General features: G+C 72.9%; 12 protein-coding genes, 1 pseudogene and 1 riboswitch. Of the genes and pseudogenes, 2 read left to right on the plus strand and 11 right to left on the minus strand.

Translation table 11 applies throughout. The features are described from left to right. Positions 1–130: 130 nt before the first annotated feature. Positions 131–481 (plus strand): annotated as a pseudogene (locus GAK38_RS07200) (YebC/PmpR family DNA-binding transcriptional regulator); the annotation flags it as partial. Positions 482–546: 65 nt separating this feature from the next. Here GAK38_RS07200 and GAK38_RS07205 read toward each other — a convergent pair. Then, on the minus strand, positions 547–1,401 hold the full coding sequence (locus GAK38_RS07205) for a PPK2 family polyphosphate kinase (RefSeq protein WP_325342738.1): 855 nt from the start codon (positions 1,399–1,401) through the stop codon (positions 547–549). A 159-nt stretch (positions 1,402–1,560) separates the two neighbouring features. After that, a riboswitch (FMN riboswitch) is annotated at positions 1,561–1,729 on the plus strand. Positions 1,730–1,828: 99 nt separating this feature from the next. Here GAK38_RS07205 and GAK38_RS07210 point away from each other — a divergent pair. Next, positions 1,829–2,332 (plus strand): 6,7-dimethyl-8-ribityllumazine synthase, encoded by a 504-nt coding sequence (locus GAK38_RS07210; protein ID WP_325342740.1) that lies wholly within the window; start codon positions 1,829–1,831, stop codon positions 2,330–2,332. 18 nt (positions 2,333–2,350) lie between these two features. Here the strand turns inward: GAK38_RS07210 and GAK38_RS07215 are convergent, their stop codons facing one another. The 10 genes from GAK38_RS07215 to GAK38_RS07260 form a co-directional block, all read right to left on the minus strand. Next, a complete protein-coding gene (locus GAK38_RS07215; RefSeq protein ID WP_325342742.1) occupies positions 2,351–2,602 on the minus strand; it encodes a hypothetical protein in 252 nt (83 codons plus the stop codon). Then, positions 2,590–2,877 carry a hypothetical protein gene (locus tag GAK38_RS07220; protein WP_325342744.1) on the minus strand — a complete coding sequence of 96 codons (288 nt, stop codon included), beginning with the start codon at positions 2,875–2,877 and terminating at the stop codon, positions 2,590–2,592. Before GAK38_RS07220 ends, GAK38_RS07215 begins: the two co-directional genes overlap by 13 nt. Next, positions 2,874–6,248, minus strand: a complete 3,375-nt coding sequence (locus GAK38_RS07225) for a DEAD/DEAH box helicase (protein ID WP_325342746.1) — start codon at positions 6,246–6,248, stop codon at positions 2,874–2,876. Before GAK38_RS07225 ends, GAK38_RS07220 begins: the two co-directional genes overlap by 4 nt. Positions 6,249–6,358: 110 nt before the next feature. Beyond that, positions 6,359–9,745: a DEAD/DEAH box helicase gene (locus GAK38_RS07230; protein ID WP_325342748.1), complete on the minus strand. Its 3,387-nt coding sequence runs from the start codon at positions 9,743–9,745 to the stop codon at positions 6,359–6,361. A 146-nt stretch (positions 9,746–9,891) separates the two neighbouring features. Next, complete coding sequence (locus GAK38_RS07235; RefSeq protein WP_325342750.1) at positions 9,892–10,482, minus strand: Uma2 family endonuclease; 591 nt, start codon at positions 10,480–10,482, stop codon at positions 9,892–9,894. Between the two features lie 28 nt (positions 10,483–10,510). Continuing rightward, positions 10,511–13,600 (minus strand): efflux RND transporter permease subunit, encoded by a 3,090-nt coding sequence (locus GAK38_RS07240; protein ID WP_325342752.1) that lies wholly within the window; start codon positions 13,598–13,600, stop codon positions 10,511–10,513. An 11-nt stretch (positions 13,601–13,611) separates the two neighbouring features. After that, entirely contained in the window at positions 13,612–14,763 is a 1,152-nt protein-coding gene (locus tag GAK38_RS07245; protein WP_325342754.1) for an efflux RND transporter periplasmic adaptor subunit, read from the minus strand. A gap of 103 nt (positions 14,764–14,866) precedes the next feature. Further along, the gene (locus tag GAK38_RS07250; RefSeq protein ID WP_325342756.1) at positions 14,867–16,306 is read right to left on the minus strand and encodes an efflux transporter outer membrane subunit; all 1,440 of its coding nucleotides are present in this window, start codon (positions 16,304–16,306) and stop codon (positions 14,867–14,869) included. Beyond that, positions 16,303–17,058, minus strand: coding sequence for a CerR family C-terminal domain-containing protein (locus GAK38_RS07255; protein ID WP_325342758.1), 756 nt, complete (start codon positions 17,056–17,058; stop codon positions 16,303–16,305). The genes GAK38_RS07250 and GAK38_RS07255 overlap by 4 nt, the downstream gene beginning before the upstream one ends. 9 nt (positions 17,059–17,067) lie before the next feature. Next, positions 17,068–17,298 (minus strand): hypothetical protein, encoded by a 231-nt coding sequence (locus GAK38_RS07260; RefSeq protein WP_325342760.1) that lies wholly within the window; start codon positions 17,296–17,298, stop codon positions 17,068–17,070. Positions 17,299–17,310 lie beyond the last annotated feature (12 nt).

Below are 17,310 nucleotides of genomic sequence, written 5' to 3' on the forward strand. Positions count from 1 at the left end.
AAGGGAACACGCCAGGGAACAAAAACCCCGGGATTCGGCGGAACCGAATGCGACGCTGTGGGACAGGTTTCTTGCGTAACCCCTTGATTTCCCTGAGGAAATGGGATTCGATGAAACCGGGTGGGAAGGGGGGATGGTGGCCTGGGACTTCGACCACCTGGGCCTGATCGAGGCCGAACCGTCCCAGCCCGATGCCGACCCCGAAGTGGCCGCGATCGAAGCCGGTGCGCAGGACTTCGAGCCACCGTCGGAAGACGGCACCACCTTCTTCCTGACCGACCCGACCGACCTCGACCTCGTGAGCCGCGCGCTGCCGGCCCAGGGCTTCACCGTGCTGTCGGCCAAGCTCGGCTACCAGGCGAAGAACCCGGTCGACCCGGCGTCGCTCAGCGCCGAGGCACTGGCGGAGGTGGAGAGCTTCCTGGCAGCGATCGACGCGCACGACGACGTGCAGGCGATGTTCGTCGGCCTGGGTGGTTGACTGGTATACTCCCCAGTATACACCTTACTGGCCGGCGATTGACGCCATGCTGAAAGGCATACTCCTCACGCCTCCACCCGCACACCTTTGAGCGCCGGGTCCGGTGGCGGCGGGCGCAGATTGAGTGCGGCCAGCGTGTCGCGCACCAGGGTGGCGATCATCAGGTTGCGGTGGGTCTTCGAATCGGCCGGCACGATGGTCCACGGCGCCCAGGACGTGTGGGTCGCGGCCAGCAGCGCCTCGTAGGCGTGGCGGTATTCCGTCCACTGGTGGCGCACGGTGAGGTCCTCAGGGCTGAACTTCCAGTTCTTGGCCGGGTCGTCCAGCCGCGCCTGCAGGCGCTGGCGCTGCTCCTCGAAGCCGATGTGCAGCATGAACTTGCGGATCACCGTGCCGTTCTCGGCCAGCATGCGCTCGAAGTCGTTGATCTGTGCCAGGCGGCGCTGGCGGGTGGCGTCGTCGATCGATCCGGCCACCACCGGCACCAGCACGTCCTCGTAGTGGCTGCGGTTGAAGACGACGACCTCGCCCGCGCCCGGCACCTGCTTGTGGATGCGCCAGAGGAAGTCGTGGGCGCGCTCCTCCTCGCTCGGCGCGCGCCAGCCCACGGCGCGCACGCCCAGCGGGCTGGTGCGGCCGAAGACGCCGCGGATGGTGCCGTCCTTGCCCGAGGTGTCCAGCCCCTGCAGCACGACCAGCAGCTTGTAGCGCCGGTCGGCGTGGAACAGGTTCTGCAGCGCGTCGATTTCCTCGGCCAGCTTGTCCACCGCGGCCCGGTCGCTGAGCTTGGCGCCGGTGGAATACGGCCGGGCCGCCGGGTCGAAGTCGTCGAGCGACAGCGCCCGGCGGCCGCCCGGCTGCCAGGCGGCCAAACGCTCGTCGGCCGGGGCCGTGGGCGGGAAGTGACGGTGTACTGCCATGGGGATCCCTTCGTTGCGATTGCAAGAGGCCCGCCTACGACCTATACCCCTCGATACGGCTGGCAGCGGGTGGCCCCGATTATGGAATGCGGCGGCGCGCCTGCAGAGTTGCGGGTTAGCCCCTAGAATCTACGGCGCGGCGGGCTCCACGGCCCGCCGCAGCGTTCTCAGGGCGGGGTGCGATTCCCCACCGGCGGTGATGGCGGCCTTTCTTCCGCGGAAGAAGCCGCACGAGCCCGCGAGCGCCCCGCGCCGCACGGCGCGGGGGTCAGCAGACCCGGTGCGATCCCGGGGCCGACGGTCACAGTCCGGATGAAAGAGAGCGCGAAATCCGCTGGCTCCCGGCCTGTGCGCGCTCCGCCGCGCGGTGGCCGCACCGACGCTTTCGTGCGCCCTGATTCAGGTCATCCACCGATTGGAAACCACCATGAGTCAGATCAACGACCTTCCCTCCTCCGCCATCGCAGCTGTCGGCAACGGCCGCCGCATCGCCTTCGTCGAGGCGCAGTGGCATGGCGACATCGTCCACCAGGCGCGCAACGCCTTCCTGGCCGAGATCGCGCGCCAGGGCGTTGCGCTGGACAGCGTCGACGTGTTCGACGTACCCGGCGCCTACGAGATCCCGCTGCACGCCCAGCGCCTGGCCAGGACGGGCCGCTATGCCGCCATCGTCGCCTGCGCGCTCGTGGTGGACGGCGGCATCTACCGCCACGAGTTCGTCGCCCATGCGGTCATCGACGGCCTCATGCGCGTGCAGCTCGACACCGACGTGCCCGTGTTCTCGGCCGTGCTCACGCCGCACCACTTCCACGAGCACGCGGAGCACAGCAAGTACTTCAACGCGCACTTCGTGGTCAAGGGCACGGAGGTGGCGAACGCCTGCGTGCAGACGCTGGCGGCGCTGCAGCGGCTGCAGGCGCTGACGGCCTGAGCGCGCGCGGCCCCGCGATCAGTCCCGGCGCTCTATCAGCGGCGTCGCCCGGTGCCGTGCGAGAAGGGCTCGCTTCACCCGCGCGATCGTCGCCTCGTCGTTCGGGTCTTCGACGACGATCAGAAGACAGGCGCCTTCCACATGGCCCGGCGCCGGGGCGCCCCACACCGGCACGCCCTGGTCGAAGCGGCTTCTGGTCACCAAGAGAGCTTCGTGGAAATGACTCGGCCAGATTCCGTCCAGCTCTGATTCAGCGATCACTTTGAACACGTCCGCCTCCGCGCAATCGGGTTGACCAAGGCTACCAGATCGCCATCGCCGCAACGGCCGGCCTTTCGCCGGCTCAGAACACGTTCCAGGACCGCATCGCCGCGCCCGATGTTCGGCACATCGGATCCGCGGTGCCGTCCTTTTCGCCCTCCACTCGCGCCGACGCCGGCGCCCTGTACGGCGCGCAGCACGCCGACGTGCGCGAGGCCGCGCGCCGAGCCGCTGCCCAGCGCGAGGCCGATGCGGGGGCGGGCGGCCACAGGCGCGGCGGTCATTCCAGCGGCCGCAGCAGTTCGGCCACGTCGTCCTCGGTGAACAGCGCCTCGCGCCGCGCGACGGCGCCCTGGTAGAGGCTGTCGGCCAGCCCTGCCTTGCGCGCCTGGAGCGCAAGGATGCGTTCCTCGATCGTGCCCTGGGCGACGAGCTTGTAGACGAAGACACGGTTCCGCTGCCCGATGCGGTGGGCGCGCGCGGTGGCCTGCTCCTCCACGGCCGGGTTCCACCACGGGTCGTAGTGGATCACCGTGTCGGCCTGCGGCAGGTTCAGGCCGGTGCCGCCGGCCTTCAGGCTGATGAGGAACAGCGGCACCTCGCCGCCGGTGAAGCGCTCGATGGCGGCGTCGCGCTTCTGGGTCTGGCCGGTGAGCTTGGTCCAGCGCAGGCCGCGCGCCGTCAGTTCGGCCTCGATCAGCGCGAGCATGCTGGTGAACTGCGAGAACAGCAGCACGCGCCGGCCTTCGGCCAGCATCTCGGGCAGCAGTTCCATCAGCAGGTCGAGCTTGGCCGACTGCCTGACCTTCTGCGCCGCCGGCACGCGCTCGCCGAGCAGGCGCGGGTCGCAGCAGACCTGGCGCAGCTTGAGCAGCGCGTCGAGGAATTCGATCTGCGAGCGCGCCAGCCCCTTGTCGGCCAGCGCCTGGCGAACGGTCTTCTCGGTGGCGAGGCGGATGGTCTCGTACAGGTCGGCCTGCGCGCCGCCGAGCGCGACGGTGGTCACGTGCTCCAGCTTCTCGGGCAGTTCGCCGGCCACCTCGGCCTTGCGGCGGCGCAGCAGGAAGGGCGTGATGCGGCGGCGCAGCTGGTGCAGCCGCTCGGGGTCGCCGTGCTTCTCGATGGGCGTGCGGAACCGCTCCTTGAACCGCGCCGCGCTGCCGAGGAAGCCCGGCATGAGGAAGTGGAACAGGCTCCAGAGTTCGCCGAGATGGTTTTCCAGCGGCGTGCCCGACAGGCAGAGCCGGTGCCGCGCGTCGAGTCCGGCGACGACCTGGGCGGCCTGGGTGCCGGCGTTCTTGACGTGCTGGGCTTCGTCGAGCACGACGAGGTGCCAGGACTGTGCCAGCCACAGCGCACGGTCGCGTTGCAGCAGCGAATAGGGCGCGATGACGAGGTCGCTGGCCGCGATGCGCGCCTGGGCGCCGTGGCGGCCGGCACCGTGCCAGACGCAGGTGGCGAGCGCGGGCGCGAAGCGCGCGGCCTCGCGCTGCCAGTTGCCGAGCAGGCTCACCGGCGCGATCACCAGCGCGGGGCGGTCGAGCCGGCCCGCTTCTTTTTCGGCGAGGACGTGGGCCAGCGTCTGCAAGGTCTTGCCCAGGCCCATGTCGTCGGCCAGGATGCCCGCGAGGCCGTGGGCGCGCAGGAACTGCAGCCAGTCGAGGCCGTGGCGCTGGTAGGGCCGCAGTTCGGCGCGCAGGCCCTGGGGCACGGGCGCCGCGGGCAGTTGCGCGCTGCCGCCCAGGCGGGCCAGCAGCGCGCGCAGGCCGGCCGCGCCGGCCCAGGGCACGCCCTCGCCCACGGCGGCGCCCACGCGCAGCGCCTCCAGCCGCGACAGGCGCAGCGTCTCGCCGTCGAGCGCGCGGCTGTCGTCCACGAGGTCGAGCAGGGCTTGCAGCCAGGGCGCGAGCGGCGCCGAGGGGATGCGCACGAAGCCGCCGTCCTCGCGCTGGCGCCAGACCCAGGCGGGCAGCGCGGCGCCCTCGGGCGTGGCGCGCAACTGCGCGAGCAGGTCGGGCAGCCAGGGCACGACGTTCTGGCGCACGCCGTCGATCTCGATGCCCAGCGACAGGCCGAGCCAGGGGTCACCCTCGCCGCTGTCGTCTTCGGCCAGGGGCCGGCCCTCGGCATCGGTGAGGTGCACGTCGAGCGCGCCGGCCTGCTGGATGAAGCCGGCGAGGTCCGCGTCCTCGGTCACCACGAAGCCGGCGTCGCGCAGCGGCGCGAAGCCGTGCGCGGCCCAGTCGAGCCAGGGCGAAGCCACCGGCAGCGGGCCGGGCGGCAGGTGGTGGCGGCCGAGTCCGTCGGCGACGAGGCCGAGCCGCTGCAACGCGCCTTCGGCGTCCAGTTCGGCGGCAAGCTGGCGGTGCAGCAGCACGCGGCGGCCGCTGTGCGCTTCGAGCACGCGGCCCTGGTGGTGCGGCCACCAGCGGCGCAGGCCGGCGTAGTCGAACGTGAGCGCGGCGCGCAGCGGCCCGAGGCGCGCGCGCTCGTCCACGGGCACCGGCGCGATGTGCAGATGCGCCACGGGCGCGATGCCGTCGAGCGGCTCGGCCGGCTGCACCGTGGGCGGCAGCGGCAGGCCCGCCAGGCGCGCGAGCAGCGCGGCCTGCTGGGTCTCGAAGGCCGACTGCGGGATCGGCGGCGCCGCCAGCAGCAGGCCCAGGTGCTGCGCGGGCACGCCGGGGGCGACGGCCTCGCCGCAGAGGCCGGCGGCGGGATCGACATAGAGCGCGGGGCTGCCGGGCAGCAGCCGGCCGGGCGCCCCGGGCAGATGGGCGTGCAGCTTCCAGGCCGGCTCGGGGTCGGCGGGGCGGGTGATCTCGTTCCAGCGCCAGGCCAGCGCGCGCTCCGGCCCCCAGGCGAGCGGCGCGCCGCCCGGCTGGCGCTGTTCGTCGGCCAGGAAGAGCCGGCCGCTGCCGGCGGCCAGCCGCAGCGCGAGCAGGCCGGTGCGGCCGTCGAGCGCGCCTTCGGTCGCGCTGCCGCCGTAGCCGCCCGCGCCCAGCGCGGCGATGAGGCGCACGCATTCGAGGTCGTCGGCGCCGGCGTCGCGCGTGGGCGGGCCGCCGTAGTAGGCATAGGGCGTCTTCACGCGCGTCCAGCCGCCGCCGCTGCGCCGCGGGCGCGACAGGCCCCAGGACAGCGTGGGCTGCACGCCCTGCTGCTGCGGGCGCGGCAGGTGCAGCAGGAAGATCAACTGGTCGGCCGGCGGCGCGGGCGGCGCGGCGACGGGCGCTTCGAGCGCGAACAGGTCCAGCCACTGGGCCACGCGCGCGTGCTGCTGCTGGCGCGGTTCCACGGGGGCGGGAACCAGCGTGGCCGGCCCCGCCGGCGCGCGGCGCGACTTGTAGGCGGCCTTGAGGGCGATCGCCACGGCATGCTTGCAGTTGCGGCCGACGGGGCAGGTGCAGGCGCTCTGGAAGCCGAGCACCCGGCCGTCGCCGTCGATTTCCAGCACCACCGTGGCCTCGTAGGGCTGGCGCGCCGAACCCCGCACCGTGCCGTCGAGATGCCATTCGCCGCGGCTGGCCGGCGCGATGCCGTAGTCGAGCACCTGCTGCGCCCGGTAGACGGCCAGGCCGCGCTCGTAGGTGGCGGCGCTCACATGGGCCGCCAGGGTCTGCGGGTCGAGCAGGAAGGGATGTGAATCGGTCATCCGCAGGTTTCCGGGGTATAGGCCGACTGCGCTTCAGCATCAAGCACCACCACTGTATTACCCTTGGGGTATACATGGAGGACCACGAGGCGGCGCAGGCGCATCGCAGGCTATTCCAGCGGCCGCAGCAGTTCCGCCACGTCCTCTTCGGTGAACAGCGCCTCGCGCCGCGCGGCCGCGCCGCGGTAGAGCGTGTCGGCCAGCTCGGCCTTGCGCGCCTGGAGCGCGAGGATGCGTTCCTCGATCGTGCCCTGGGCGACGAGCTTGTAGACGAAGACCTTGTTCTTCTGCCCGATGCGGTGGGCGCGGCCGGTGGCCTGGTCCTCGGCGGCCGGGTTCCACCACGGGTCGTAGTGGATCACCGTGTCGGCCTGCGGCAGGTTGAGCCCCGTGCCGCCGGCCTTGAGGCTGATGAGGAAGAGCGGCACCTCGCCGTTGGTGAAGCGGTCGATCACCGCGTCGCGGTTGCCCGTCTGGCCGGTGAGCTTGGCCCAGCGCAGGTTGCGGGCCTTCAGCTCTTCCTCGACCAGCGCCAGCATGCTGGTGAACTGTGAGAACAGCAGCACGCGCCGGCCTTCGGCCAGCATGGCGGGCAGCACTTCCATGAGCAGTTCGAGCTTGGCCGATTCCTTCACGCGCTGGGCCGCGGGCACCGAGGCGACCAGCCGCGGGTCGCAGCAGACCTGGCGCAGCTTGAGCAGCGCGTCGAGCACCAGGATCTGCGAGCGGGCCAGGCCCTTCTCGCGCAGGGCCTCGCGCACCGACTTCTCGGTGGCCAGGCGGATGGTCTCGTAGAGGTCGGCCTGCGCGCCGCTGAGCGCCACGCTGGTCACGTTCTCGACCTTGGCCGGCAGCTCCGACGCCACAGCCGCCTTGGTGCGGCGCAGCAGGAAGGGCGTGACGCGGCGGCGCAGCTGGCCCAGGCGGTCCGGGTCGCCGAACTTCTCGATCGGATTGCGGAACAGGCTCTTGAACCGCCCCTGGCTGCCGAGGAAGCCGGGCATCAGGAAGTGGAACAGGCTCCACAGCTCGCCCAGGTGGTTCTCCAGCGGCGTGCCCGACAGGCAGAGGCGGTGGCGTGCGTCCAGTTCCGAAGCGACCTGCGCCGCGTTGCTCGTGGCGTTCTTGATGTGCTGGGCCTCGTCGAGCACGACCAGGTGCCAGGGCTGGCCGAGCCAGAGCGCACGGTCGCGCTGGAGCAGCGAGTACGGCACGATGACCAGGTCGCTGCGCGCGATGCGCTCGGCCTCTTCATGGCGGCCGGTGCCGTGCCAGACATGGGTCCTGAGCCCCGGCGCGAAGCGCGCGGCCTCGCGCTGCCAGTTGCCCAGCAGGCTGACCGGCGCGACCACGAGCGAGGGCCGGTCGGCGCGGCCCGATTCCTTCTCGGCCAGGATGTGGGCCAGGGTCTGCAGCGTCTTGCCCAGGCCCATGTCGTCGGCCAGGATGCCGGCCAGGCCATGCACCCGCAAAAACTGCAGCCAGTCGAAGCCCCGGTGCTGGTAGGGCCGCAGTTCGGCCTTCAGGCCGGCGGGCAGCGGCACCACGGGCAGCTGCTCCTGTCCGCCCAGGCTGGCCAGCAGCGCGCGCAGACCTGCCGCGCCGGCCCAGGGCACGTCGGCGCCCAGGGCTGCGCCCAGGCGCAGGGCCTCCATGCGCGAGAGGTGGAGCCGGTCGCCGTCGAAGTCGCCGCCGCGCTCGCCCACGAGGTCGAGCAGCGCGGCCAGCCAGGGCGCCAGCGGCGCCGACGGGATGCGCACGAAGCCGCCGTCGCCGCGCTGGCGCCAGATCCACTGCGGCAGCGCCGCGCCCTCGGCGGTGGCCTGCAGCTGCGCCAGCAGCTCGGGCAGCCAGGGCAGGATGTTCTCGCGCACGCCGTCGATCTCGATGCCCAGCGACAGGCCGAACCAGCGGCTGTCGCCGAGCTCGCCGTCCCCGGCCAGGGGCTGGCCGTCGGAGCCGGTCAGGCGCACGTCGAGCGCGGCGGCGCTGCGGATGAAGCCCTGCAGCGCTGGGTCGGCGGTGACGCCGAAGCCCGCGGCGCGCAGCGGCTCGTAGCCGTGCGAGGCCCAGTCGAGCCAGGGCGACACGGCGCTGCCGGCCGGCGGCGGCAGGTGGTAGCGGCCGTCCTTGTCGCCGACGAGGCCGAAGCGCTCCAGCGTGGCGGCGATGTCCGCCTCGGCCGCCAGGTCGCGCTGCAGCAGCAGGCGCCGGCCGTCGTGGGTGTCGAGCACGCGGGCCTGACGGTGCGGCCACCAGCGGCGCAGGCCGGCGTAGTCGAAGGTGAGCGCGGCGCGCAGCGGCCCGAGCCGGGCCCGCTCGGCCAGCGGCACCGGGGCGATGTGCAGGTGCGGCACCGGCACGACGCCTTCGACCCGTTCGGCCGGCGGGACCGCGGCCGGCAACGCGAGGCCGGCCAGGCGCGCCAGTTCGGCGGTCTGCGGCGCCCCCAGCGCCGACTGGGCGATGGCGGCGGCGCCGAACAGCGCTCCGAAGTGCTCCGCATCCACGCCGGCGACCGTGGCCTCGCCGCACAGGCCGGCGGCAGCATCGACGTAGAGGGTGGGCTGGCCCGGCAGGATGCGGCCTTCGCCCTCATTCAGGAACGGCTCCAGCGCCCAGGTGGGCTCCGGATCGGACGGGCGGGTGGTCTCGCTCCAGCGCCACTGCACGCTGCGCGCCGGGCCCCAGGAGAGCGCCTCGCCGGCGATTTGCTGCTCATCGGCCACGAACAGGCGGCCACCCTGGGCGGCCAGCTGCAGCGCGAGCAGGCCCGAAGGGCCGTCGATCGGGCCCTCGGCGCTGTTCCTGCCGTAGCCGCGGCTGCCGAGCGCGGCGATCAGGCGCACGCATTCCTGCTCGTCGGCCGTGGCGTCGCGCGTCGGCGGGCCGCCGTAGTGCACGGGGGTCTTCACCCGGGTCCAGCCGGTCGCGCCGGTGCGGCGCGGGCGCGACAGGCCCCAGGACAGCGTGGGCCTGGGCGGCAGGCCGCCGGCGCCGGGCTTGCGGGGGCGCGGCAGGTGCAGCAGGAAGACGAGCAGGTCCTGGCCTTGCCGTGCGGCGGCCGCGTCCGGGGCGGCGCGCGAGCCGAGCCAGGACATGTCGACCCAGGAGTTGCCGGCGGCCTGCGGCGCCTCGTCTTCCTCCTCCGGTTCTTCCTCCACCGCGGCGGCGGCCAGGTCGGCGCCGCTGGCGGCCTGCAGGGCGAGCGCGACGGCATGGCGGCAGTCGGTGCCGCCGGGGCAGCTGCAGGTGCTGCGGAAGGCGCGCACGCGGCCGTTGTCGTCCACCTCCATGGCGACCGAGGTGTCGTAGGGCCGGGCGGCGCCGCCGCCGCTGACCTGGCCCTGGACCAGCCAGGTGCCTTCGGCGCGGGTGGTGGCGCAGGAGACGACCTGCTGGTTCTGGAAGATGCCGAGCCCGCGCTGGTAGACGGCGGAAGGCAGCCGGTCGGCGATGGAATCGATGTCGAGGGTGAAGTCGGGCGTGGCAGCCATGAAAAACGCACAAGGCGCATCGCCGCAGGCGCCGCAAGGAAACGGCGGCCGTGGTTGCGCGCGGAAAAAATCACATCATTTCATTGGGGTATACGTCTGTAGCGGGCGTCATTCACCCGCCATGGAAGCATTCCCCCCGGTGTATATCACAAAGCCGGTGCCTCTGCCTCCAGGTCGGCGAACAGCGATGCCAGCGGCAGCGTGAGGTCCACGCTGGTCAGCACCGCCGCGTCGCCGCGTCGCCGCGGTCGAAGGGATGCAGCACCCACAGGCCGTCGTCGCCCTTGCGGTAGACGTCGGCCGCGCGGCGGTCGAGTCGACCAGCACCTACTCGCGCAGGCTGCCGATGCGGCGGTAGTGCGCGAACCTGGCCCCGGTGTCGTCGTGGGCCGTGCTGGGCGAAAGGACCCCGGCGATGAGCGAGGGCTCGGATTTTGCCAGCCGATTGGCATGGTCGGCTGCATGGCAGGTGTGACCATGAGGTCGGGAGAGAAGTAGGCGCTGGACGCGGCCAGGTGCAGCCGCACGCCGCTGAGGTAGGTCCGGCAGGGGCTGCCGCACAGGTGTTCGCGCAGGACGACGGCGAAATTGAGGGCCGCCGTCGCATGCCGGCCCTCGCCGCCGGCCATGGCGTGGACGATCTCGCCATCGATGTACTCGTGGCGCTCGGTCTGGGTTTCTTCCCAGGCCAGGTGGTCGGCGGCGGTCAGGTACGGTTGCTGCAGAACACGGGCCACGGCGGTCCTTTCGGAGCAAAGGCCGCCATTATCCCCTGCGCACGCGCCGCAGCAGCCACTGGGCGACGTCGTCCACATAGGTGAACACGGCCGGTATCACCAGCAGGCTCAGCACGGTCGAGGTGATGAGCCCGCCGATCACCGCCACGGCCATCGGCGAGCGGAAGCTCGGGTCGGCCGCGCCGGTGCCGATGGCGATCGGCAGCATGCCGGCGCCCATGGCGATGGTGGTCATGATGATCGGCCGCGCGCGCTTGTGGCAGGCGTCGAGCAGCGCGTCCCAGCGGCTCATCGGCTCGCGCTCGTGGTGGCCGGCGTCCTCGCCCGCACGGCTCTGGCCGCGGCGCGCGAGGATCGCGTATTCCACGAGCAGGATCGAGTTCTTGGTCGCGATGCCCATGAGCATGATGAGCCCGATGAGCGAGGGCATCGAGAAGCTCTTGTGCGCGATCAGCAGGCCGACGAAGGCGCCGCCGAGCGACAGCGGCAGCGCCGCGAGGATGGTGACCGGGTGCAGGAAGTGCTTGAACAGCAGCACCAGCACGATGTAGATGCACAGCACGCCGGTCAGCATCGCGAGGCCGAAGCTCGCGAACAGCTCGCCCATGACCTCGGCGTCGCCGACCTCGGTCACGCGCACGCCGGGCGGCAGATTCTTCACCGCGGGCAGGTCGTGCACCGCGCGGACCACGTCGCCCAGTTGCATGCCGGCCAGCTCGATCTCGAAGTTGACGTTGCGCGCGCGGTCGTAGCAGTTGATGACCGCCGGCCCGCCGGCCACCTCCAGCGTGGCCACGTCGCCGAGCATCACCGGCCCGCGCGTGCCGGGCACGGCCAGGCGGCGCAGCGTGTCCAGGTTCTCGCGCGCCGCATCGTCGAGCCGCACGATGATCGGCACCTGGCGCTGCGCGAGGTTGAGCTTGGGCAGCGACACGTCGTAGTCGCCCACGGTGGCCACGCGCAGCGTCTCGCCGATGGCGGCACTCGTCACGCCCAGGTCGGCGGCGCGGGCGAAGTCGGGGCGCACGGCGATCTCGGGGCGCACCAGGCTCGCGCTGGAACCGATGTTGCCCAGGCCGGCGATGGTGCGCAGCTCGCGCTCCACGTCGCGCGAGGCGGCCAGCAGCGCCTGCGGGTCGTCGCCGCTGAGCACCAGGACGTACTTGTCGTTGCTGCCGCCCAGGCCGACTTTGAGCCGCACGCCTGGCAGCGTCTCCAGCGCGGCGCGGATCTGCGACTCGATGCCCTGCTTGCGCGGGCGCGCGCCGCGCGCGTCGAGCTGCACCGTCAGCGTGGCCTTGCGCGGCTCGGACGCGCCGCCGCCCGAGAACGCGTCGTTGCCGGCGCTGCCGGCGCCCACGGTCGTGTAGACGCTCTTGACGTGCGCCACCTTCATGAGCCGCCGGCGGGCCTCCTCGGCGCTGGCCGTGGTCTCGGCCAGCGTGCTGCCCGGGGCCAGCTCCAGGTAGACCTGGGTCTGCGAGTTGTCGTCCGGCGGGATGAAGCCGGTGGGCAGCAGCGGGATCAGCGCGATCGAGCCGGCGAAGAAGGCCAGCGCCAGGAGCATCGTGGCCAGCCGGTGCTTCAGGCTCCAGGCCGCCGCGCCCATGTACCACTGCATCCAGCGCGGCTCGCGCTCGGCCGCGACGACGGGCTTGAGGAGGTAGGCCGCCATCATCGGCGTGAGCAGCCGCGCGACGACCAGCGAGGCGAACACCGCGAGCGCGGCTGTCCAGCCGAACTGCTTGAAGACGCGCCCGGCGACGCCGCTCATGAAGGCCGTGGGCAGGAACACCGCGATCAGCGTGAAGGTGGTGGCGACCACCGCGAGGCCGATCTCGTCGGCCGCCTCCATCGCGGCCTGGTACGGCGTCTTGCCCATGCGCAGGTGGCGCACGATGTTCTCGACCTCCACGATCGCGTCGTCCACCAGGATGCCGACCACGAGCGACAGCGCCAGCAGCGTGATCACGTTGATCGAGAAGCCCAGCAGGTACATGCCGACGAAGGCCGGGATGACCGACAGCGGCAGCGCCACGGCCGAGACGAAGGTCGCGCGCCAGTCGCGCAGGAAGAGCCAGACGACGACGACCGCCAGGATGGCGCCTTCATACAGCAGGTGCAGCGAGCCCTGGTACTCCTCGGCCACCGGCTGCACGAAGTTGAACGCCTCGGTCAGCACGATGTCGGGATGCTGGGCCTTGAGCTCGTCGAGCGCCTTCTGCACCGCGGCGCCGACCTCGACCTCGCTGGCGCCGCGGCTGCGCGCGACCTCGAAGCCCACGACCGGCTTGCCGTCGAGCAGCGCGGCCGCGCGCTTCTCGGCGACGGTGTCGGTCACCGTGGCCACGTCGGCCAGGCGGACGCGGCGCCCGCCGATGGCGAGCTGGAGGTTGCCGAGCTCCTCGGCCGACTGCACCGTGGCCAGCGTGCGCACCGGCTGCTCGGCGTCGCCGAGGTCGGCGCGGCCGCCGGCGCTCTCGTTCTGCACCTGCTTGAGCTGGCGCGACACGTCGGCCGCGGTCGCGCCGAGCGCCTGCATGCGCTGCGCGTCGAGCGCCACGCGCACCTCGCGCAGCGCGCCGCCCACGCGGTTGACCGCGCCCACGCCGGGCACGGCCAGCAGCCGGCGCTGCACCGTGTCGTCGACGAACCACGACAGGCCCTCCTCGTCGAGCCGGTTCGACGAGATGGTGTAGGCCAGCACCGGCTGGCCGGCGAGGTCCACCTTGGTGATGATCGGGTCGCGCAGGTCGGCCGGCATGTCGGCGCGCACGCGGCTCACGGCCGATCGCACGTCGTCCACCGCCTCCTGCACCGGCTTCTCCAGCCGGAACTCGGCCAGGATCGTCACCACGCCGTCCTGCACGGTGGTGGTGATGTGCTTCAGGCCCTGCACCGTGGCGATCGAGTTCTCGATCTTGCGGGCCACGTCGGTCTCCAGCTGGCCCGGCGAGGCGCCGGGCAGCTGGGCGGTGACGTTGACCATCGGCAGGTCCATGTCGGGGAAGTTCTGCACCTTCATGGCCTGGAAGGCCAGCGTGCCCGCGAAGGTGAGCAGCACGAAGAGCATCACCGCGGGAATGGGGTTCCTGATCGACCAGGAGGAAACGTTCATGGCGCGCTCGCTTACTTCACCGGGGACTGCGCGACGCGCACGATATCGCGGTCGTTGAGGAAGCCCGCGCCGGTCACGACGACCGGCTGGTCCGCGGCGAGGCCGCCGGTGATTTCCACCCGGTCGCCGACGCGCCGGCCGGTCTGCACCTTGCGCTGCGCCACGCGCTGCTGGCCTTCGGCCGGCGCCGGCACGAAGACGTAGCTGAAGGCCTCGCGCACCACCACTGCGGACTGCGGCACGGTCAGCGCCTCGCTCTCGCCGAGCGCGAAGGCGCCGCTGGCGAACATGCCGGCCTTGGCGGGCAGGCCGTTGCGGCTCTGCGCGGGAAGGTCCACGTAGACCAGCGCATTGCGCGTCTGCGAATCGACCGTGGGGCCGATGGTGCGCACCGCGCCGTCGAGGATGGCGCCGCTGGCCGCGGTGACCTGCACCCGGGCGCCGGGCCGGATGCGGCCCAGCTCGGCCGAAGTGACCTCGGCCCGCCATTCGAGCCTCCCCTTGCGCACCATGCGGAACAGCTCGGTGCCCGCGCCCACGACGGCACCGACGGTGGCCGTGCGCGACGAGATCACGCCGCTGTCGGGCGCGCGCACCTCGGTGAAGCCCACCTGCAGCTGCTGCGCCTGGACCTGCGCGCGCGCCGCGGCCACGCGGGCGTCGGCCGTCTGCGCGCTGGTGGCGTACTGCGCGATCTGCGAGGCGCTGAGCGCGCCCGAGTTGGCCAGGGTGCGGGCGCGCTCGTTGTTGGCGCGCGCGTCGGCGGCGCTGGCCTCGGCTTCGAGCAGGCTGGCGCGGGCCTGCGCGAGGCTGGCTTGCACCGTCTCGGGCGCGAAGGTGGCGAGCACCTGGCCGGCCTTGACCGTGTCGCCCACGTTCACCCGCACGTCGGCCAGCCGCAGGCCGCCGACCTGCGCGCCGATGCTGGCCTCCTGCCAGGCGGCGATGCTGCCGTTGGCCACCAGCGTCAGCGGCAGCGCGCCGCGCTGCGGCAACGCGGTGGTGACGGTGAGCGCCGGACGCGCCGCGGCGGGCGCCGGGTCGGCCGCCGTGGCGCGCAGCGCGGCAAGGCCCAGGCCGGCCAAGACGATCAGTACCGCCGCCGCGGCGGTGACGGTGGCGCGGCGGTCGCGCAGGAAGGAAGCGGCATCGGGTCGGCGCATGGCAGGGATCCCAGGTTCAAAAAACAGAAATTGGAGCGGTCGCATCAGCGCGGCCCAGGCCAGCAGACGCCGCGCAAGGGCCGCCCCGCCCCGGGGGCTGTTCTCATTCGTTCCAGCCTCCGCCGGCGGCCTTGTACAAGGCGATCCAGGCGGCCATGCGCTCGCGGCGCAGGTTGACCTGCGTGGTGTCGGCGTTGAGCAGCGTGCGGCGCGCGTCCTCCAGCTCGATGCGGCTGGCCAGGCCGGCGTCGAAGCGGGCCTGCGCGCCCTGGAAGGCGGCGCGGTAGCCGGCCACGGCGGCCTCGGCATCGCCGGTGCGGTCGGCGGTGGACTGCAGGTTGACCAGCGCCTCCTCCACCTCGCGCACCGCCTGGCGCACCTTGCCGCGGTAGACGGCGACGGCCTCGTCGTACTTGGCGCGGGCCGCCTCGGTGTTGGCGCGGCGCTTGCCGCCGTCGAACAGCGGCAGCTGGAGCTGGACCGGGCCGAACGACCAGGTGTTGATGCTGCCCGAGAGGCTCGGCTCATCGACGTACATGCGGCCGATGTTGCCGCCGATGGTCAGCCGCGGATAGCGCTGCGCCTCGGCATTGGCCACGTCGGCGCTGGCGGCGACCACGTCGCGCGCGGCCGACTGCACGTCCGGCCGCTGGGCCAGCACCCGGGCCGGCAGCGCGTCGATGGCGAACAGCTGGTCGGGCACCGGGCCGGCCGGCCGCGCGAGCCGCTCGCGCAGCGCGCCCTCCTCCAGCCCGGTGAGCGCGGCCAGGCCTTTGACCGCGACCTCGCACTGCGCGCGCTGCTGCGACAGGCGGTTGCCCGCGTCGGCCGCGCTGGCGCGGGCCAGCGCATCGTCGGCCGGCGCGGTGAAACCGGCCCGGGTGCTCAGGCCCGACAGGCGCGCGCTCTCGCGGCGCGAGGCGGCGTCGGTCTCGCTGACCGCGAGCTGGTCGCGGCAGGCGCGCCAGGCGGCGAGCTGGTTGGCCGTCTCGGCCGCGACCGAGACGCGGGCGTCGTGCCAGCCGGCCTGCGAGCCTTCGAGCCGCGCCTGGGCCGCGTCGCGCGCCGCGCGGTTGCCGCCGAACACGTCGGGCTCCCATGACGCCTGGAGCGTGCCCTGCGCGATCGTGGCGACCGCGAACAGCGAGGTCTGGAAGCCGCGATTGGCGTTGGCCGTGGCATCGGCCGTGGGGCCGAGCGCGGCGCCGGCCGACACGCGGCTGGCCCGTGCCTGGGCGATGCGCGAGGCGGCCTGGGCCACCGTGGGGCTCGCGCGCTCGGCCGCATCGATCAGTTCGGCCAGCACCGGGTCGTCGAGCCGCCGCCACCACTGCGCGAGGCCGGCCTGCGTGCCGCCATGCGGCAGCGACGGATCGACCGCGGGTTCTTCGGCCGGACGGGGCGCGTTCCAGGCCGCAGGCACGGCCACCTCGGGCGTGGGCGTCGGGCGCGGCAGCGCGCAGCCGGCCAGCGCGAGCGGCACGAGGAGCAGGCCCGCGGCGTGGCAGGCGGATCGGAAAGGCAGCGGCATCGTCGTCGTCATGCGGCGTCGTGGGCGGTGGAACGGGTGGAGCGCCGGGGCGGGCGCAGCGGACGGGCCCGCGCGGCGGCGACCCGTCGGCGGCGCTCGGCCGCCACGAGGGCGGCGCCGCCATCGACGAGCTGTGCCGTCCAGGCATCGACCGCCTCGGGCGTATCGAGCAGGCCGGGACGCAGTCGGCCGATCAGTTGCTGCTGCAACAGCAGGCTGCAGGCCAGGCCGGCGAAGGAGAATGCCAGGCGGTGCAGGGCGTCGTCGTCCGCCTCCAGCCGCAGGTGGCGCCGCAGCACGCCCACCAGGGCCTGGTGCGGGCCGACCTGGTCGTGCTCGATCTCCTCGGCCCAGAACGTGGTCGGATCCAGCGCCTCGCGCATGTACAGGCGCATGTACTGGCGCGCCAGCGTGGCGCCTTCGGCCTGCTTGAAGAGCGTGGTGAAGCCGCCGAAGTAGGCCGCGAGCGCGGCGCGCAGGCTGAGTGCGGGCGGCGTGAACAGCGGAACCAGTTCGCTCAGGCTGCCGACGGCCTCGGTGAAGGTGGCCCGGTACAGGCCCTCCTTGTCGCCGAAGTAGTAGCGGATGGCAGCCAGGTTGACCCCGGCGGCCTGCGCCAGGTCGCGCGTGGAGGTGCGGGCGAAGCCCTGCTCGGAGAACAGGCGCAGCGCCGCGAGCAGCAGGCGGCTGCGCGGATCGGTACGGTCCGCATGCAGCAGGCTCGGGCAGCGCGGCGGCGCGGAGGCGGCGGGCGGGGCGGGCATGGCCCCGCATTACAGCATGGATTCAATCGAATGATTGAATCGTACAGGCTGCGCGACGGCCGCACCGCGCAGCGGCCGGGGGGCCAGGCCGCCGCCGGTTCGTTCGCCGGTTCGGGGTACTTGACCATCAGGCGCAGCGGGCCTTCGCTTCGGCCAGCGCCTGGCGATGGCGGGCAATACCTCGCCCATGCCGGCGTCGATGGCCCGGGCCCCTGTTTCGATGTCGAAGCTGCGCTTCATGGCTCGGTTCTC

The sequence above is a fragment of the Xylophilus sp. genome, assembly GCA_009914555.1.
Classification (GTDB): domain Bacteria; phylum Pseudomonadota; class Gammaproteobacteria; order Burkholderiales; family Burkholderiaceae_C; genus WNDY01.